Origin of the sequence: Priestia abyssalis, from assembly GCF_002019595.1 — a bacterium.
GTDB lineage: Bacteria > Bacillota > Bacilli > Bacillales > Bacillaceae_H > Bacillus_BA > Bacillus_BA abyssalis.
On the sequence record NZ_KV917369.1, the window covers coordinates 2,390,538 to 2,409,173 of the forward strand.

18 protein-coding genes are annotated in these 18,636 nt (G+C 38.0%); 15 read left to right on the forward strand and 3 right to left on the reverse strand.

Going from position 1 to position 18,636, the window contains the following annotated elements:
• Positions 1 to 864: 864 nt before the first annotated feature.
• Together BK575_RS28035 and BK575_RS11195 are read right to left on the reverse strand one after the other, a co-directional pair.
• Positions 865 to 1,065, reverse strand: coding sequence for a hypothetical protein (locus tag BK575_RS28035; protein WP_139368017.1), 201 nt, complete (start codon positions 1,063 to 1,065; stop codon positions 865 to 867).
• A 150-nt stretch (positions 1,066 to 1,215) separates the two neighbouring features.
• Positions 1,216 to 2,316: a GerAB/ArcD/ProY family transporter gene (locus tag BK575_RS11195; protein ID WP_078410438.1), complete on the reverse strand. Its 1,101-nt coding sequence runs from the start codon at positions 2,314 to 2,316 to the stop codon at positions 1,216 to 1,218.
• A gap of 259 nt (positions 2,317 to 2,575) precedes the next feature.
• Between BK575_RS11195 and BK575_RS11200 the strand changes: the two genes are divergently transcribed.
• The 14 genes from BK575_RS11200 (at position 2,576) to BK575_RS11270 (ending at position 16,769) form a co-directional block, all read left to right on the forward strand.
• On the forward strand, positions 2,576 to 2,821 hold the full coding sequence (locus BK575_RS11200) for a hypothetical protein (RefSeq protein WP_078410439.1): 246 nt from the start codon (positions 2,576 to 2,578) through the stop codon (positions 2,819 to 2,821).
• A 271-nt stretch (positions 2,822 to 3,092) separates the two neighbouring features.
• Positions 3,093 to 3,971, forward strand: coding sequence for an arylamine N-acetyltransferase family protein (locus tag BK575_RS11205; protein WP_078410440.1), 879 nt, complete (start codon positions 3,093 to 3,095; stop codon positions 3,969 to 3,971).
• Positions 3,972 to 4,489: 518 nt separating this feature from the next.
• The gene (locus BK575_RS11210) at positions 4,490 to 5,266 is read left to right on the forward strand and encodes an SDR family oxidoreductase (RefSeq protein WP_078410441.1); all 777 of its coding nucleotides are present in this window, start codon (positions 4,490 to 4,492) and stop codon (positions 5,264 to 5,266) included.
• Between the two features lie 265 nt (positions 5,267 to 5,531).
• Positions 5,532 to 6,095 carry a dihydrofolate reductase family protein gene (locus BK575_RS11215; RefSeq protein WP_078410442.1) on the forward strand — a complete coding sequence of 188 codons (564 nt, stop codon included), beginning with the start codon at positions 5,532 to 5,534 and terminating at the stop codon, positions 6,093 to 6,095.
• A gap of 176 nt (positions 6,096 to 6,271) precedes the next feature.
• Positions 6,272 to 7,354 carry a DNA alkylation repair protein gene (locus BK575_RS11220; protein WP_078410443.1) on the forward strand — a complete coding sequence of 361 codons (1,083 nt, stop codon included), beginning with the start codon at positions 6,272 to 6,274 and terminating at the stop codon, positions 7,352 to 7,354.
• 285 nt (positions 7,355 to 7,639) lie between these two features.
• Positions 7,640 to 8,299: a GntR family transcriptional regulator gene (locus BK575_RS11225; RefSeq protein WP_078410444.1), complete on the forward strand. Its 660-nt coding sequence runs from the start codon at positions 7,640 to 7,642 to the stop codon at positions 8,297 to 8,299.
• A gap of 88 nt (positions 8,300 to 8,387) precedes the next feature.
• On the forward strand, positions 8,388 to 9,683 hold the full coding sequence (locus BK575_RS11230) for an MFS transporter (protein WP_078410445.1): 1,296 nt from the start codon (positions 8,388 to 8,390) through the stop codon (positions 9,681 to 9,683).
• A 63-nt stretch (positions 9,684 to 9,746) separates the two neighbouring features.
• Entirely contained in the window at positions 9,747 to 10,538 is a 792-nt protein-coding gene (locus BK575_RS11235) for a carbon-nitrogen family hydrolase (RefSeq protein WP_328589501.1), read from the forward strand.
• Between the two features lie 22 nt (positions 10,539 to 10,560).
• Entirely contained in the window at positions 10,561 to 11,250 is a 690-nt protein-coding gene (locus BK575_RS11240; RefSeq protein ID WP_078410447.1) for a DUF2848 domain-containing protein, read from the forward strand.
• A 708-nt stretch (positions 11,251 to 11,958) separates the two neighbouring features.
• On the forward strand, positions 11,959 to 12,408 hold the full coding sequence (locus tag BK575_RS11250) for an Lrp/AsnC family transcriptional regulator (protein ID WP_078410448.1): 450 nt from the start codon (positions 11,959 to 11,961) through the stop codon (positions 12,406 to 12,408).
• Between the two features lie 240 nt (positions 12,409 to 12,648).
• On the forward strand, positions 12,649 to 14,265 hold the full coding sequence (gene ggt / locus BK575_RS11255; RefSeq protein ID WP_078410449.1) for a gamma-glutamyltransferase: 1,617 nt from the start codon (positions 12,649 to 12,651) through the stop codon (positions 14,263 to 14,265).
• Positions 14,266 to 14,287: 22 nt separating this feature from the next.
• Positions 14,288 to 14,860, forward strand: a complete 573-nt coding sequence (locus BK575_RS11260; protein WP_078410450.1) for a chromate transporter — start codon at positions 14,288 to 14,290, stop codon at positions 14,858 to 14,860.
• Positions 14,860 to 15,387, forward strand: a complete 528-nt coding sequence (locus BK575_RS11265; RefSeq protein ID WP_078414749.1) for a chromate transporter — start codon at positions 14,860 to 14,862, stop codon at positions 15,385 to 15,387. The genes BK575_RS11260 and BK575_RS11265 overlap by 1 nt, the downstream gene beginning before the upstream one ends.
• A 119-nt stretch (positions 15,388 to 15,506) precedes the next feature.
• Positions 15,507 to 16,769 carry an Nramp family divalent metal transporter gene (locus tag BK575_RS11270; RefSeq protein WP_328589502.1) on the forward strand — a complete coding sequence of 421 codons (1,263 nt, stop codon included), beginning with the start codon at positions 15,507 to 15,509 and terminating at the stop codon, positions 16,767 to 16,769.
• Between the two features lie 54 nt (positions 16,770 to 16,823).
• Here BK575_RS11270 and BK575_RS11275 read toward each other — a convergent pair whose 3' ends face one another.
• The gene (locus BK575_RS11275; RefSeq protein WP_235867370.1) at positions 16,824 to 17,300 is read right to left on the reverse strand and encodes a sigma-70 family RNA polymerase sigma factor; all 477 of its coding nucleotides are present in this window, start codon (positions 17,298 to 17,300) and stop codon (positions 16,824 to 16,826) included.
• A 364-nt stretch (positions 17,301 to 17,664) separates the two neighbouring features.
• Here BK575_RS11275 and BK575_RS11280 point away from each other — a divergent pair, with 364 nt between their 5' ends.
• Positions 17,665 to 18,564 (forward strand): NAD(P)/FAD-dependent oxidoreductase, encoded by a 900-nt coding sequence (locus BK575_RS11280; protein WP_078414751.1) that lies wholly within the window; start codon positions 17,665 to 17,667, stop codon positions 18,562 to 18,564.
• Positions 18,565 to 18,636: the final 72 nt, after the last annotated feature.

Below are 18,636 nucleotides of genomic sequence, written 5' to 3' on the forward strand. Positions count from 1 at the left end.
TACGGGTCTAGACGCGCATTATATAGAAATGTATTTACTACTAAATGTAGGGTTAGCTGTGGATGAGTAAGAATGAAGAATATGAAAATCTATCTTGTGTTACAGGCACATGCAAGGCTAACAGGCTCATAGGAAGCACCTAAGTTTGTTCCATAATAGATGTAACTCAACGTTGTAAGCTGATAACGTGGAGAGCTTACTCTCGGTGAAGCGTTGGAAAGGAAAATAGTCGTGAGAATAGCGATTGTATAACTTTTCTTCATATCAGTGAAAGTGGTGGCACAGTACCAATGAAATGTCTAATCCACATGGAGGGATAGCCACTAGACTAATGAAGAATCAGTTAATCATGTAAGGCAAGTCTTTATCGGTTAATAAGGTTCTCGTAAGACTAAAAGAGGTTTACCTCCCACGGGAGGCACCGACTTATTGAAACGAAAGAGTTGAGACACATAAAGTGTTGATGATTAAATTGAATTGGATTAGTTGGAACGCCGTATGAGGTGAAAGTCTCATGTACGGTGTGAACAGGGGGAAAAGGGAGCGATAACTTCAAACCCTTACCTATCTGTATAGTAAGAATTGTGCTCTTTCTTTATATTTAAGACCGTTTAATGGATTAAGATAATTATTGATGGACTGAACGGTTTTTACTCTTTTGTTCAACGATGTATAAAATCGTGCATAAACAATAAAAACAGCCATTGTGAAACCCCTTGGGCGACACTAGGTTTCACAATGGCCAATTTCTTAAAAGAATGGTTATGTAAACTAAAAATGCATAGGGTATACAATTTAAAATGTAATTAATTTATATAAAAAATTAACTAGAGCTATGCACAATATTATCAGGTAATAGCTGCCCTAATTTTTCTCTCTTAAAAGAGTGTCGATGAAGATTGGATGAAATAAAGCAACAAATACACTTGAAAGAATAATCAATACAGAAGGACAATTGACTCCACAGATAGTAACGTATATTTCTCTTGTTAATATCAACCGAACAAAAAAGAACATGGCTATCATCCAACAAAGATAAACATTGACTTTGACTAATTGTTTCAAATATATTCTCCTTTTTATAGTTTGACCCTCAATAGGGCATTTCGCTTTGACAAATTAGTATCTTTCATATTTTTTATTTCTCATCATATTGGTTATGAATATATAAGGATAAGGCGGCTAACGTCACTTTTTTACTACCTATAACAGACGTTAGGATGCCGAAGAAGGACGCTTGATTTTTCGCATCAACATATACACTAAAAACAGGGCAGGGATATAACCATAGTTTAGATAAAATCCCACTTTTCCGTTCCAACTTCCTAACATCTCCAATTCGTCACTATTATCTACAAAATGGGAAATCACTATAAAAACCATCATGAAAAAGAGGAGTGGATATTTTTGTTTCACTTTAAAGACATCTTTTGCTAAACGGCTCGCAGACCATAAATACTGAATCACAGCTGGAATAATCACGAGCACCCAGACAGAAACAAATACATATTCAAACCGCTGGATGACACTAAACTCTAGACTGGAAGACATTTTTAAATACGGCCAAATAACCTTATTCAATTGCTTTTCGCTATAAAAGAGGAAACACATGAATGCAACAGACAAATATAACAAGGTGGTAGCAGCATTTCCTAGATAAGCATACTTTTTCGACTTTTGTCCTTCTTGGATAAACGGATAATACACTAACACTGTTTCAAATCCAACATAGCTAAAAGACATTGTTTTTGTGGCATCCCAAAGTTCTTTCATCGTATGGGTAGGAATCAACGAAAGAGTTCCCCAATGAGCATCACCTAGTATCAAAAACACTGGAAGAGTAATGATAGAAGCAAAAATAAACTTAAAGAAACACATTCCAGCCATGACGCGAAAGCCGCCTGAAATGGTGTAATAAAGAAGTGTCAAAATGATTACGGTTGGAAGCCATGTTGGAAGAGAAGGAAACATCCATACTTGAATCACTCTTACATACTCACGTAAAATGACTAAACCTGACCATAAAAATTGAATAATAAATAAAAACGTGAATAATCTTCCCAGCCATTTTCCGTAAACGAATTGATGGATGTGGGAAAGATCCTGATGTTCATAATTCAACAATCGGAACATAAAAAAGAGAGAAAGGTGAGTGATCAGACCAGCTATTATCACACCAATCCAACCATCATAACCTGCCTCTTGTGCAATCGATCGTGAAAAAGCTAAAATACCCACTCCTACTTGACTGGAATGAATCATAAAAAACATCAAAAAAGGTCTCACTTGAAAGCTCGGCTTGATTTGAGTTGACATGTCTTCTTAAAATCTCCTTTAAGACTTCGATAAAAATTTCCATATCATGTAGTCATTATTATCTTTTGGAGGATAAGAATCTATGCATAGACCAATATTGGTTAAATCATGGACAAGGAGTTAACTTCCTAGATCGAATTTTATGTTAACAAAATTATTGGAATGATCATCGTGTAATAAATTGGAATCGATGTTTGTATGCAACATTTTCAAGAACTGATTTATAATTGTGAGTATCAAATCATCGAAGAGGTAAGCCATGATATATGTTTTAGCAGCGTTATTTTTCTTTTTTGGTGGAGTAGCCCTTTTTTATTTTAATTTCCACAATATTAAGGATCTTATAGAACTGATAAAAAAAGAGCCTAAAGGTGAAAGAACATGGTTTCTTATATTACTAGAAGCTGGAACCTTAACTAATCTATCTGGTGCTTTTTGGGGTTTAGTTTTCACCTTAATTGGTATTGGAATCCCTGTCTTCTTTATCGTGGCTATGTTTTTTTAATTTTACTGAACCAATACAACAAGAAACAAAAATATAGCTGCCTATTTAAGCGGCTATATTTTTGTTTCATCGAATGTATGAATTTACATAAGAACTTACACGTTGAACAACACCTTTGAAGAAAACGGCTATTTTGTTAAGGAGAGACTGTGAAAGTTGCTACTTCCATTAACAAGACAGATTCAATAATGTGGCAGGTATTTGAATTAGTTGTTAATATAAAAATCAGAATTAATTTTATATTTGGAGAAAAAGGGGAGGATGAAGAAATATGATGACAAAGGAAGAGATACAGGCATATATAAATCGAATTGGAATTCCAGAAATTCAGTCTCCTACCAAGTCCTATTTATTTGAACTTCATAAGGCTCATGTAAAAAATATTCCATGGCAAACCATCGATATTTTTGCCGGAAATCCAGCTTCAATTGATGTAAGTGAATCCGTACAACTTATTCTAAACCATAGAAGTGGTTATTGTTTTCATTTGAACGGTGCGTTTAGCAGCCTTCTTCGTTCATTGGGCTACAGGGTATCTTGGCACAGGGCTGGAGTTCAGCCCCTTGGTGAAGAGCCACGAGTAAATTCTTTTCACCTTGGATTAACTGTCAGCTTAGCGAATGAACAGCAAGAGGAAGAAAAATGGATCATTGATGTTGGACTAGGGGATATGCCATATGAGCCGATTCCTCTTCAAGTAGGCATATTTGAGCAAGGCCCCTTTAAATATAAAGTTCGGGAGTCCAATGTAGTTAAAAATGGATGGCGCTTAGAACACGACCCTCCTACTTCATTCGTTGGAGTGGATTTTGCCCCTGAGGTTGTGCATGATATAGAAGAATTTAAGCCCAAACATGATTTTTACAGTCTATCGGCGAAATCACCTTGGATTAATTTATTTCTTATTCGGCATCGGCACGCTACAGGCAGTAATGAACTCAGAGGTTGTATATGGAGTAAGCGAGAGATTGACGGTGTTGAGAAGATAGAGCTTCAAACAAAATCCCAATGGCTTGAAGTTTTAGGAGATATTTTTAACGAGCATCTAGTTAACTATAGTAACCAGGAACAAGACGAGTTATGGAAGAGAGTACAAAAAATACATGAGGACTGGAAAAAATCAAAGCAGGGGGAAAGCCACTTGACTTAAATCGTGAACTCAAAGGCTAAGCGGTTTTGTAGATTGAAAAAGTTTGATCAAAATCCTGTATTAATTTATCCCAGGATTTTTCTTTTGACATTTAAATTCCAGCTATAGTGTTCCGAAAGGGTGCTATCCTTGAAAAAGAGTAGTGCTCTTTTTCGTATAAGGACCATTTAATGAAGGCAGGCTTATTGAGCAAACGGGAAGTAATATGCAAGATAGTTCTTTTCGAACACTTTACTAAAATTGGTAATTACGATATCATATAAGCATGGAGATGTACGAAAGGAGCATGGACTTTAATGGGAGATATCCTTTAATGGCTAAGTAATTGAATGGACTTGTTGATTCCCTTTTCATTGAAGGGTCAATTTTCCATTTTCATTTACACCATTATAGGATCGCTGGGTTCATGTGCTATAAACACACCGAGCGAATGCCTATTTTAGGGTATTCGTTTTTTATTTGGTGAGCATACATCTCCAATAGCACTTTGTTCAGGGTTTCCATGAGGAGAGGCTTTTATGAAACGATTAATGAATAAGATTGCAATTGTTACTGGTACCAGTCGAGTAAAGGGCATCGGTACTGCAATATGTCGAGAATTAGCCAGAGAAGGCGCAGATATTTTTTTCACTCATTGGTCAAAGTATGATCGTCTGATGAAGTATTTTATTGATGATGATTCTAATTGGTCGAAACATTTGATGGAGGAGATTCGCAGCTTTGGAGTACGATGCGAATCAATGGAATTGGATCTGTCCCAACCAGATGCACCAAAGAAACTGCTTAATGAAGTTTATGAGAGACTAGGTTCTCCATCAATTCTTGTGAATAATGCAACACATTCCATTGACGTGGATTTTCGTTCCATAAATGCGGACATTCTTGATGCTCATTATAGCGTGAATGTTAGAGGAACGTGTCTTTTGACTGTTGAGTTTGCTCGTGAAATTGAAGGCAAACATGGTGGCCGAATTATTAACATGGTGTCAGGTCAAGACAAATCACCTCAGCCTGGAAATTTGGCTTATGTTGCAACAAAAGGTGCTGTTTCTACTTTTACTAAATCAGTCGCTCTTGAATTAGCACCGCTTAAAATCACAGTTAATGCCGTAGATCCTGGACCAACTGACAGTGGATGGATGAGCAGTGAGTTGAAGGAATATTTATTACCGAAATTCCCGATGGGTCGAGTCGGTGAACCTAGAGATGCTGCAAAGCTAGTCGTCTTTTTAGCAAGTGAAGAATCTGAATGGATTACGGGACAAATTATCCATTCAGATGGAGGATTCTGGTGATGATGTTCAATAAGTATTTTTCAACTGCCTGAATAATTCCAGAATAGGGCGCCATTCTTGAGGAATGGTGCTCATTTTTCATTTTAGGACCATATTCTTGAATAACTAATTGCGGAAATAATGGCAATTTGAGATGATTGTTATTAAGTTAAGGGCAGTTTAATAACATCAGTAACTTTATTCAGAAATCAATGCTGTAAATAATGAAAATATAAAAAACTTGGCGGGAGAAACAATATCTAAATGATTAAAAGGAGGAAGAATTATGTCCAATAACGTAAGGCCAAGAAGAATAATTTTAGATTTAGCAGTTACTTTAGATGGTTTTATTGAAGGGAAAAATGGGGAAGTTGATTGGTGCATCATGGACTCTGAGATGGGGTTTATTAATTTCTTAAATCAAATTGATACTATTTTATATGGAAGAAAAAGCTACGACTTATGGGGACAATTTACTCCAGAAATTGAAGATACTGAAAAGGAAATTTGGGAATTAGTTCATAGTAAAGAAAAGTATGTGTTTTCCAGAACGCAAAAAGGGACGGATAATAAAGCAATATTCATAAATGATAATATTCTTGAAGAAGTAAATAAATTAAAGAATAAGCCTGGTAAAGACATCTGGCTATATGGTGGAGCCAGTCTTATTACAACTTTTATCAATTTAGGGCTAGTTGATGAATTTAGATTATCTGTTCACCCTGTTGTTTTGGGAGAAGGAAAACCGTTGTTTATTGATATAAAACAGAGGTTGAATTTAAAAATGGTTAATACAAAAACGTTCTCCTCTGGCGTTGTGCAACTAATCTATCATTTGAATGGGAATTAATAATATTGCACATTTCAAAGATAAAACACAATAAATATCATTAGGAAATACTCGATGGTAATTGTCACTTTTTCAACAGTCGGGCGCCATTCTTAAATAAGAAGGCGCTCTTTTTGACCATAATGTTGAATAAGGCTTATTGAAAATGCCAGTATAGTAAGAAAGGATGAAAACACGTGGCAGAACCACTTAAATCTATGTATAATGAAGATTTTCTTTACCAATTTGGAAGAAAAGTGAGAAGGGTTTACAATGCTTTTGATATCAATGGTTTTGTTGCTGATGTAATGGGCGGTAATTGGAACAGTTTGGAACTGAAAGCCAGAATGTGTCGGATTACTATCTCATTAGGAAAATATCTGCCTATGAAGTATGAAGAGGCACTTGGAATCCTTTTTTTGATTGATGAGGAGTGCATTGGATTTCCCTATATGTTTTTTCCTGACTTTGTCGAAGTGAATGGACAAGATGAGAAAGACTGGGAGCTTTCTATGAAAGCTTTACAACGATTCACTATGAGGTCTTCATCCGAATTCGCGGTAAGACCGTTTATCATTCGCAATCCCAAGCGTATGATGGAGCAAATGTATGCTTGGTCAAAACATCCAGATGAACATGTCAGGAGGCTGTCCAGTGAGGGATGCCGTCCTCAGCTTCCCTGGGGACAAGCACTGCGGATTTTTAAGGAAGACCCGTCGCCTATCCTTCCAGTACTAGAGCAATTAAAGGCGGATTCTTCTCTTTATGTCCGTAAAAGTGTCGCCAATAATTTAAACGATATTTCAAAAACTCATCCCGACTTGGTTATACGGATCGCCAAAGAATGGTATGGGACAAAAGAGCATACAGATTGGATTGTTAAACATGCGTGCCGCACATTATTGAAGAAAGGGGAAAAGGAAGTATTATCTATATTTGGATATAAAGATGATCAATCCATTCAATTGAACAACTTTATCTTGAACAGTGATCACATATCCATTGGAGAAGAAATGAACTTTTCCTTTGAGATCCATGCAGAAAAAGACACGAAAGCAAGGATTGAATATTCCGTAAATTACGTCAAAGCAAAAGGACATAGGAGCCGAAAGATATTTAAAATATCAGAAACAACACTAAAAAAAGGGGAAACCAGGTTTTATTCAAAAATGCATTCTTTTAAAGATTTGTCCACCAGAAAACACTATAATGGGACTCATACATTATCAATCATCATTAACGGTACAGAAACATCTTCTCTGGATTTTATGCTTGATTAGAAGTTATACTGGCATTTTAACCGGAAGAACCGAACAATATCTTACGTGAAAATTCTCAAATTTTAGGAATGTGGGGCTTTTTTGATTGTAGCTAAGAGCACTTATGTCAACTCCTTTTGAACAGCAGCAAGAGGAGTTTTTTTATACTGCATCTTGTTATACTGACAGCTATATTAGGTGAGCATCGATTAAAACAGTATTGACAAAGAAGAGAAGAGTGAATATACTGAAAATAACAACTAACTGGCATGCCACATGCCAATGGATAAGGAGGGTGAATAAAGGATGAGTCTATTCAAAGTTCAGCAGTCTCTGTCTCTGAAACAGCAGGCTTATGAAGGAATCAAAAATGCTATTATTTTACATAAGATTCCTCCTGGTGGTACTTTGTTTGAAAGAGATTTAAGCGAAAGTTTAGGAATTAGTCGAACTCCTGTGAGAGAAGCGATTCCACTATTAGAGTTGGAAGGATGGGTGAAATCCATACCGAGAAAAGGGACATTTGTTAGTCAAATAACAGCCGTAGACGTTGAAGAAGTGATTCAAATTCGAAGAGCGCTTGAGGTTTTGGTTATCGAACTACTTATCCCTAAAATTACAGAAAGAGATATTGAGCAGCTCAATGAAATTTATGTAAAACAGCTTGAATATGTAGAAGATAGTGGACAATTCATCTCAGCAGATAAAGATTTCCATAGTTATTTGGCTCAATTGAGTGGAAATCGCCGCCTGATAAATTTAATGGGCACTATAAGTGATCAAATTAGATGGTTTGGCGTCAGTGCATTAAATTTGCCGAATCGGACGGAACAAACATTAAAAGAGCATGCTTGGTTAATTGAATGTTTAAAAAATAAAGAAGTGGAAAAAGCGAAAGAAGCTGTGTTAGAGCATATCGAGCACACTCGAGTGGCCATTTTATCGAGTCTCAGCCTAGGTGATTAAATAGTAGGCTTTATTCTTATTGTCTTCTGCAATAAGGATAAGAGTTGAATGCGATGTAAGCCTTTACATTCAAAAAGGAGGGATATATATGTCCGAAGCTTTATCGAAGAATTTGAATACAGAAAGTGAAGAATTAGAAAAACCATCACGTGTCCGATGGTGGTTAGCTTTTCTCTTTTTCCTTATTGGATTAATCGCTTATATGGATCGGTCCAACATCTCCATTATTGCGAAGCCAATGATGGAAGATTTAAATATGAGTAAGGTTCAATTCGGTATGCTGGCATCGTTATTCTCTTTGGGATATGCGCTCGCTCAAATTCCTGCGGGGATTATTGCGGAGCGAATTGGCGCGAGGAAGATTGTATTATTCGCATTAATTTGGTGGTCGATTTTCACAGGGTTAACAGCGGTTGTAAAATCTCATGGATTAATGGGGCTTGTACGTTTTTTATTTGGGGTAGGAGAAGGACCAATGTATCCCGGGAATGCAGTGTTTAACACGTATTGGTTTCCAAAACAAGAAAAAGGTCGTGCCGCCAGTGCGCTGTTGGCGGGATCTTATTTTGGACCGGTGATTGCGCCCGTATTAACAGTGTCTATTTTTCAAGCATGGGGATGGGAAGCCGTTTTTTACATCTTTGGTGGACTGGGCTTAGTAGCTGCATTGCTCTGGTATGTGCTTGGCCGGGATAAACCGGAAGATCATCCTTTTGTAAACAAACAAGAATTAAAAGTGATAATGGAGAATAGAACGGTTAAAAAAGAGAAAAAGGCATTGGCTCCATGGAAACAATTTTTGAAAAGTGGCCGCTTTTGGGCGCTGGGTCTTCAATATTTTGTTGTTTTGTATATCATTACTTTTTTTCTTGTGTGGCTGCCAACTTATTTATTGGAAGCAAGAAGTTTTTCGTTGAGTGGCATGGGGTTCGCAGCTAGTTTTCCATGGTTATGTATATTTATCACGGTTATGACTGGCGGAACGATTTCAGATTGGTTAGTGAAAAAAGGGAAATCAAAAATGGTTGCTCGAGGTTCGTTGGCAATATCAGGATTGGTCATTTTTGCCGGAACTATGTATTTAGCGGCATATGCCTCGAGTCCATGGATGAATGTATTATGGCTGACAATTTCTTTAGGTGCATTAGGATTTCCAGTAGTGACTTCATGGGCAGCAGTGACAGATTTAGGAAATGAATATTCAGGTTCTGTGTCTGGGTGGATGAATCTTTGGGGAAATCTTGGCGCATTTTTATCACCGATATTATGCGGCTGGTTGGCAGAGAATATCGGTTGGGAAGCCACTTTGTTAGTAAGTATTGTTCCCATTTTGTTTGCTATTCTCCTCTGGTTTGGTGTTCGTCCAGATCGATCATTAACATAATCATTTATTTTTAATTTATGTGGCATGCCACATGCCACGATATGCAAGTTTAGAGAGGAGTACATGAAATTGAATTATGCAATTTATCAAATGGATATTATAGCTGGGAAACCATCTGAAAACAGAAAAAAAGTAAAGGATTGGGTTGAAAAAACAATGGCGGCATCGTCTCCTGATATCCTTGTTCTTCCTGAAATGTGGACTACAGGCTATACATTATCTGCTTTAGAGGAATTGGCCGAGAATGAGGGACAGGATACCGTTCCTTTTCTGACTGATCTTGCAGAGCGTTTCAGTGTGAATATTATTGGCGGGTCGGTTGCAAATAAAAAAAATGGAGGCATTTTTAACTCTTCTTTTGTGGTGAATCGAATGGGTGAAATGATATATGAATACGATAAAATCCACCTTGTTCCTATGTTGGATGAACACCTTTACTTAGAAGGTGGAAAGGAAAAAGCAAGCGTATTTGAACTGGATGGCATCAAAATGGGCCTAATTATTTGTTACGATTTGCGATTTCCGGAGCTTTCCAGAGCACTGGCACTTAAAGGGGCTGAAGTGCTTCATGTTGTCGCAGAATGGCCATCAGCCAGACGAGAGCACTGGTGTGCATTGCAAAAAGCGAGAGCCATTGAAAATCAAATGTTTGTAGTTTCATGTAATCGTGTCGGGTGTTACGACAATGTCGAATTTGCCGGAATGTCTATGATTATTGATCCATGGGGAAATGAACTGTCAATCGGATCAGATCAAAATGAAGAAACTGTAGTAAATAATGTTTCGTTGGAGTTAACTGCAAAAGTGCGCAAAGATGTCCCTGTTTTTTCAAGTAGAGTACCAGAATTATATTAAATTGATAGAGGTGTGAAGAGAAATGGAAAATAAATTGATAATGGATATTCAAGGTAGCGGTCAAAAACTAGAATTTTGTGTAAAAAGAATATTTAATGCGGGTTATGCGGGAGTGGATCAGGAAAAAGTACAAGAGCATATTGATGAACTGGCGAAATTAGGTGTTGAAACGCCTGCGACGACTCCAACTTTATATCCTGTAGCTAATCAGTTGGCTACGTATTCTGATTCTTTTCAAGTGCAGCATAATGAAACAAGCGGTGAAATCGAATATGTATTAATTTGGTCTGATAACGAAATGTACGTCACAGTGGGCAGTGACCATACAGATCGTAAACTAGAAGCCTTCAGTGTCCCCATGTCTAAGCAAGCATGCCCAAATATTTTGGCAAGAGAAGTTTGGAAATTTGAAGAAGTAAAGGATCACTGGGATCAAATTGAATTAACTTGTTGGATGCGATCAAACGGCAAAGAAGAGCTTTATCAAAAAGGCACTTGCGGTCATCTCATGTCGCCAAAAGATTTAATTGAGAACTTTGAAAAAATGAAAATTAATCAGGATGGACATGTTTTTTACTCGGGAACAATCGGAACAGTTGGAAGTTCTTTGGCTTACGGAGATGAATATGTAATCCAAATGAAGGATCCTGTACTAAACCGAGTGATTACACATCAATATAAACTGGAGTTTTTGCCAAAAGAGATTGGGTAAGAAGATGGAGAGTCCCTAATTATTTAGGGCTCTCTTTTTTCAAATACGTTACGTTCAAGAACCCTTGGATTTAATAGAGTCCGAGGGGTTTTTTGATTGCCTAAAATCGGTGTTATGGTGACTAGAGGTGCAGACCAATACCTTAAAATTCTAAATAATGGATTATAAGTGGTATAATTATTTTATCTTAGGTTGATTACCGAAAAGAAAGGATTGAGCTTATACCTTTGTAGTTATGGGCTGTTGGAATAGTTAGTGGCTCACTTGGTCCCGGGGCATTAATTGACAAGATAGCTAAAGAAATCGGTCCTGAGGAAGGAATAAAAAACGCATCTGATGTCCAACAAATCTATATGGAACAATCTTTGCAGAACATAAGAAATGATGTAAATCACCCTAATTAATCGGTTCTGGTGCAAAAAGAATTAGATAGCAAAATCTAAATGAACATTAATTAATAAATTCGTCCGTCTTATTCTTAATTAAATCCTTTATTGTGTGATTTTATGATAAAAACCATCTATAACGTTCGGTATTTTCGTTATATTTTTATGTATATTTTGACAACATTCGAGATTTGTACCAGAACCCGCTTTTCAGTATAGAATAGAAGGTTTATTATTAAGATAACACCTACTAAAGGCTAAACTCTTAAAAGTTATAGTTTTTCTAATAGGAATCCCGATTACAAGGCAAGGTGTGAAACAGATGAAAATTAACGATACAGATAAAAAAATATTAGAGATATTAATGCAAAATGGTCGAACTTCGTATGCGGATATAGGAAAAGAACTAAACCTATCTCGCAATGTTGTACGTGATCGTGTACAACAGCTAATGGAAAAGGGTGTGATTGAAAAATTCAGCGTTGTTATCAACTCTGAAGCTGTAGGTAAAAACGTCTCAGCCTTTTTTGAAGTAGATTGCGATCCTGCATACTTAGTGAAAGTAGCAGAAAAACTAGCTAATAATCCAAGCGTTGCAAGCTGTTATCAAATGACAGGGCCTAGTACATTACATATGCACGTGTTAGTTGAGGACTTTGCTTCCTTGGAATCGTTCATCAATAATGAACTATACGGGATAGAAGGTATTTCGCGAGTGGAAAGTCATATTTTACTACGCCGTTTCAAAAGCAGATCAGGATTAAAGCTATAATAAACTCCTCTTAATCGGGGAGTTTATTTTTTTATATATTTTTTCGAAAATTTTAAAAATTTATTAAAAAGCATTTTATTTTTCCAAAAAATAGTATATAATCATATGGAATTGTGCGATTGTCATTTAATTAATAAATTTTAAATAACAATCGTTAAAAAATAACATATTTTCAGTTCGTTTGTTTGTTTTGTTGTTTGAAAATGAGTACATATTACATTTAAAGGGAGAGGTTTTATTATGGCTTTACAGCTAAATCTACATTATTCACCTTATACATCACAACGAAATGTAGTATATGCCAAGAATGGAATGGTCGCTACGTCTCAGCCTTTAGCTGCACAGGCAGGGTTAGATATTTTGAAAAAAGGCGGAAATGCGATTGATGCAGCCATTGCAACAGCTGCTTGTTTGACAGTAGTAGAGCCTACCTCAAATGGAATTGGCGGGGACGCTTTTGCACTTGTTTGGACAAAAGGACAATTACACGGACTAAATGCAAGCGGTCCAGCACCTATGAATATCTCCATCGACAAGGTAAAAGAAGATGGACACGAAAGTATGCCAAAGTACGGCTGGCTGCCGGTAACTGTACCAGGTGCTCCGGCAGCATGGGTAGAATTATCAAACCGTTTTGGCCGTCTACCGCTACTAGAAGTTATGAAGCCAGCAATTGAATATGCCGCAAACGGCTTTCCTGTTTCACCTACGTTAGGTCGCTTTTGGAAAAAAGCATTTGAACAATACAAACAAGAATGTACAGGAGCAGAATTCGAAGCTTGGTTTGAGACCTTTGCTCCTAAGGAACGAGCACCTGAAGTCGGAGAAATATGGTCGTCTCTTGACCACGCTAACACACTAGAAGAAATCGCAAGAACAAACGGGGAAAGTTTTTACAACGGGGCACTCGCAGAAAAAATTGCAGCAGCTTCTGCGACTTACGGAGGCTATTTAACAAAAGATGATTTAGCAGCCTTTAAACCAGAGTGGGTTGATCCTATTAAGGTAAACTATCGCGGCTATGATGTTTGGGAAATCCCGCCAAACGGGCAAGGTATCGTAGCTCTTATGGCTCTAAACATATTAAAAGGATTTGATTTTGCAGCAAAAGAAACAACAGACACATACCACAAACAAATCGAAGCAATGAAGCTTGCTTATACTTGCGGCAAGCAATACATTACAGACCCTAAGCATATGGGTGTAACTACAGAAGAGCTATTAAGTACTTCGTATGGCCAGCAGCGTCAAGCACTGATTAGAAGTGAAGCATGCACGCCAGCTCCAGGTGTACCGCCACGCGGAGGAACAGTGTACCTTGCAACAGCGGACGGAGAGGGCAACATGGTATCGTTTATCCAAAGTAATTACATGGGCTTCGGTTCTGCAGTTGTAGTACCAGGAACAGGAATTGCCTTACAAAACCGAGGACATGATTTCAGCCTCGACCCTACTCATTACAATTGCCTTAAGGGCGGTAAGAAAACGTACCATACGATTATTCCAGGATTTTTAACGAAGGATGATCAACCTGTTGGACCATTCGGTGTAATGGGAGGATATATGCAGCCGCAAGGGCATGTTCAAGTCATTATGAATACAATAGATTTTCACTTACATCCTCAAGCAGCTTTAGATGCACCAAGGTGGCAGTGGAAGAATGAAAAAACAGTAGAAGTAGAAAAAACATTCCCATCCCACATTGCAGAAGAATTAGTACGAAAAGGACATGACATTAAAGTGGCGGTAGATTCAGGTTCGTTTGGCCGCGGTCAAATTATATGGCGGAATCCTGAAACAGGTGTACTGATGGGTGGCACAGAATCAAGGACAGATGGGGCAATTGCCAGTTGGTAATCCATAGTAAAGGATTGAGTCTATGAAACAACTAGACATTTTTATCGCGTTTTTTCGCAGCAGTATGCTTGGATATGGAGGGGGACCTACAACGATTCCTCTCGTTCAAAAAGAGGTAGTAGAACGGTTTAAATGGATGAACAATGAGGAATTTGGAGATGTGTTAGCGATTGGAAACACATTACCCGGTCCTATCGCAACAAAGATGGCAGGCTATATCGGATTTCGCATTGGTGGTGTACTTGGAATGATAAACGCCATCATTGCCACCATTTTACCTACTATCATTTTAATGGTTATATTACTCAGTACATTAATTGTGTTTAAAGATTTGAGATGGGTTCAAGGCATGACAAAGGCAGTTGTACCGGTAGTAGCAGTGATGCTTGGAGTCTTAACTTGGGAATTCGTACAAAGTTCTATTAAGGGACTCAAGTGGTTTTTTACCACATTGCACATCATTGTCGCATTAGTACTTATCGAATACTTCGGTATTCATCCAGGCTTTTTAATAGGAGTTCTTTTAGTAATTGCTGTAGTAAAACCTACCAATACGACTGAGAAAAAGAAAAAGCAGAAGGGACTATCAGCATGATTATTTATTTTCATATCTTTTGGGCCTTTTTCATCGCTAATATTTTGGGATATGGCGGAGGACCAGCAACTATCCCTCTCATTCAAAAAGAAGTAGTAGAACACTATAAATGGATGACTACGCAAGAATTTAATGAAGCTTTAGCGATGGCGAACGCCCTGCCCGGTCCGATTGCAACAAAGATGGCAGGCTACATCGGATTTCAAGAAGGAGGATACCTTGGCTCATTCCTGGCAGTGTTTGCAACAGTTGCTCCGTCTCTTATACTCATGCTTACGCTAATGGGTCTTCTGTATAAATTTAGAACGTCTCCGCAAGTCAAACGCATGACGCTTTACGTCAAACCGACAATTGCGGTACTACTTGGAGTGATGGCATTTCAATCATTCTATGAATCTTACTTTCAAGTAGGTTTAGGACACATTCTATTCTTAGGAATAGGCAGTTATTTATTAATGGAAAAAGTGAAAGTACACCCCGGATTAGTAGTATTTGCTTCACTTATATACGGTGCAATCAATTTGTAGTGTAATCGGTAGAGTCTCTATTTAGAGGCTCTACCGATTACACAATAGGGTGCTCATAAACTTATACCATCTCTAGAGGTACTTTCAGCGGATTGTAAAAATAAAAGGAGGGAAAACCATTGAGAGAAGAATTACAATTGGAGATGGAAACGGCTACTTCCCCATCATTAAGGAGTAAGTTATCAAGGGTAGGACCGGGGTTAATTACTGCAGCTACAGGGGTTGGAGCAGGTGATCTTATAGCAGCCCTTGTTGCTGGAGCATCATTAGGAATGACATTTGTTTGGGCAATTGTGTTAGGGGCAATTTTTAAATACTTTATAAATGAAAGTATGGGTCGTTTTCAATTAGCTACAGGAAAGACGATTTTAGAAGGATGGCATTCTCTTGGCCGCTGGATAACAGGCTATTTCGGAGCATATTCTGTAATTTTTGGATTTGTGTATGGTGCTGCCATTGCTTCTTCTTGTGCGTTAGCTATGACAGCAATGTTTCCTATTCTTCCTCTTTGGGCTTGGGCAGCCATTCATTCTATCGTTGGCTATGTTTTAGTTTTGTTTGGTCGCTATTCCTTCTTTGAACGCCTCATGACTGTACTAGTCGGAGTTATGTTTGTAACGGTTGTTGGTACAGCAGCCCTTACAACACCAAATCTTATCGATATTTTCAGCGGTATAGTTCCTCGTGTTCCAGAGGGTTCATTATTCAATGTTCTTGGATTAATTGGCGGGGTTGGAGGTTCTATTTCCATGGTATCTTATGGCTATTGGTTAAAAGAAAAAGGTTGGAGCGGAAAGTCATGGATCCCAATCATGAGATTCGATTCTAAAATAGCTTATTCTGTAACCGCTTTCTTTTGTTTATCCGTGTTAGTTATAGGTGCAGAATTCTTATATGGAACAGGCATCAAACTTAGTGGAGAAGAAGGTCTTATCCAACTTTCTAATTTGCTGGGAGAACGATTTGGCGAAGCCGCTCGTTGGTTGTTTTTAATTGGATTTTGGTCTGCCTCCTTTACATCTCTATTAGGCCCTTGGAACGGGTTGCCGTACTTATTTGCTGATTTCGTTCGCACTGTAAAGAAAGATAAACAATCCAATGTTTCATTAGAAAAAACAGGAGCTTATAAGTTCTATTTATTCTTACTAACATTCCCGCCAATGGTTCTTCTTTTCATCGGACAACCTATCGGCCTTATCATTGCGTATGGAGTACTTGGATCTACATTTATGCCATTTTTAGTAATCTCCCTATTGGTCCTGTTAAACTCTAAAAAAGTAGATAAGGATTATAGAAACAACTGGGTTAGTAACTCTGTATTCGCTTTATGTATAGCATTATTTATCTTCTTAGCTTACACCCAATTATCTAATATGTTTTAAACCTACAGAACCTACACAAATAACAAAAATTATCATCCCAATGGAGTGTAATCTCTATTGGGATGTTTGGTTCTGGTGCAAAAACTTCAAAATTTTTCTGCAATTCACTTCAGTCTTTTCCAGCATCCCGGCGATATCCCCATAGTCATAAGCAAATGCTTCTCTAAGAACGAACACTGCTCTTTCGACAGGTGACAGTTGATCCAGCAAAACGAGAAAGGCATAAGAAACTGTTTCGTCTGCTACAACCTTATCTAAAGGCTGATCTGTTTGGTGTACCCGAGGTTCAGGCAACCAAGGTCCTGTATAAATTTCTCTTCTCTTACGGGCTGATTTTAAAAAGTTTAGACAGCGATTCGTCGTCACTTTCGCAAGATATGCCTTCAAGTCCTTAATTTGATCGGTGTCAAGCTTAAGCTGCAGGAATAAATCATGAACGATATCTTCTGCGTCGGTAACTGATCCAAGCATCCGGTATGCAATGGAAAAAAGAAACGGTTGATATGTCTTATATAATGTATCCAACTCCATCACTTGCTTCACCTATTTTCTATATATGTTTCTCTTCTAGTTTATACGATTTGTAGATTGAGGAATATATGAAAGGCTTGGAATCGGCGAAAAAACAGCCTTAAAAAGGTTGCTTTTTTTGCTGCTGGGCAGAATAGTCATAAGGAAAACAAGGATTCTTCTTCATGATCTATTTTCATGTTCCTGGTTTGAAAAGGAGGCTTTTCGTGAATTGTATATGGAAGGAGGACAGTCGTAACATCATTCTATGTTTTCAGCTCAAATAGCAAATAACATAGGAGGTGGTTGTTTATATTAGTAAATACTTGCCAGTTAGGTTGTGTGCGTCAAATTGTTAAACTAGAGGTGGAAAATAGTGGAAAATGTGTATGGAAGCATCATCATCGGTGGAGGAATTGCGGGTCTTCAGGCAGCCATTCAGCTTGGAAGGTACAAACATGATATTCTAGTAATCGATTCAAATTATGGACGTTCCACATTATGCAAAAACTACCATAACATTTTAGGGTGGCCCGACGGAGTGAGCGGTGAAACGTTGAGGGAGTTGGGAAGACGGCATGCAGAGAAATATGGTGTTCACTTTTCAAAAGACAAAGTCATACAGTGCATGAAGCAAGATGGTTCCATAAAGATTGAAACGGAAACGGGGAAAATCTATCATACAAAAACGATACTTTTGGCGACGGGAGTGATGGATCGGCTTCCGGATATTCCAAACATTAAATCCTGCCTTGGACTTACCGTGTATGTTTGTCCCGACTGTGATGGATATGAAGTGTCCGATAAGAGTGTTCTCGTTTTAGGGGCAGGAAAAGCGGGAGCAAATATGGCGTTGACGTTAACATATTGGACAAAAGACATTGTTTACATCAATCATGAGGAATCGGATATAGAGGATTCACTTAAGGGAAAATTGACGGAATCCAACATCGCTTACAAGCATGAAACCATCAGCGAAGTCATTACGGAAAACGATTCAACCTTTAAAGGCGTGAAATTGAAAAACGGTGAAATGTTGTATGCGGACCGTGGTTTTATCGCATTTGGCGGAAACAAAGTGTACAGCGATCTAGCTGAACAGCTCGGCGTAAAGCTGATGGAAAACCGCCATGTTCAGGTCGACCCGAGAACAAAAGAAACATCGGTTTCTAATGTGTGGGCATCCGGTGATATTGTCGCTCACTCGGAACAATCCACGATTGCGATGGGAGAAGGGGCACAAGCAGCCATCTGGATTCACAAAAGGCTTTTGGGTCAGAAGTAAGTAAAAGCGATATTCTCTTTTACCTAACCGAGACATATTATGTACCACGACTGTATTCAACCATATACTCAG

Bases quoted from the DNA above. Each gene is read 5' to 3' on its own strand.
- BK575_RS11195 (WP_078410438.1), bottom strand. From the start codon at position 2,316: ATGTCAACTCAAATCAAGCCGAGCTTTCAAGTGAGACCTTTTTTGATG.
- BK575_RS11200 (WP_078410439.1), top strand. From the start codon at position 2,576: ATGATATATGTTTTAGCAGCGTTATTTTTCTTTTTTGGTGGAGTAGCC.
- BK575_RS11205 (WP_078410440.1), top strand. From the start codon at position 3,093: ATGATGACAAAGGAAGAGATACAGGCATATATAAATCGAATTGGAATT.
- BK575_RS11210 (WP_078410441.1), top strand. From the start codon at position 4,490: ATGAAACGATTAATGAATAAGATTGCAATTGTTACTGGTACCAGTCGA.
- BK575_RS11215 (WP_078410442.1), top strand. From the start codon at position 5,532: ATGTCCAATAACGTAAGGCCAAGAAGAATAATTTTAGATTTAGCAGTT.
- BK575_RS11225 (WP_078410444.1), top strand. From the start codon at position 7,640: ATGAGTCTATTCAAAGTTCAGCAGTCTCTGTCTCTGAAACAGCAGGCT.
- BK575_RS11230 (WP_078410445.1), top strand. From the start codon at position 8,388: ATGTCCGAAGCTTTATCGAAGAATTTGAATACAGAAAGTGAAGAATTA.
- BK575_RS11235 (WP_328589501.1), top strand. From the start codon at position 9,747: ATGAAATTGAATTATGCAATTTATCAAATGGATATTATAGCTGGGAAA.
- BK575_RS11240 (WP_078410447.1), top strand. From the start codon at position 10,561: ATGGAAAATAAATTGATAATGGATATTCAAGGTAGCGGTCAAAAACTA.
- BK575_RS11250 (WP_078410448.1), top strand. From the start codon at position 11,959: ATGAAAATTAACGATACAGATAAAAAAATATTAGAGATATTAATGCAA.
- ggt (WP_078410449.1), top strand. From the start codon at position 12,649: ATGGCTTTACAGCTAAATCTACATTATTCACCTTATACATCACAACGA.
- BK575_RS11260 (WP_078410450.1), top strand. From the start codon at position 14,288: ATGAAACAACTAGACATTTTTATCGCGTTTTTTCGCAGCAGTATGCTT.
- BK575_RS11275 (WP_235867370.1), bottom strand. From the start codon at position 17,300: ATGGAGTTGGATACATTATATAAGACATATCAACCGTTTCTTTTTTCC.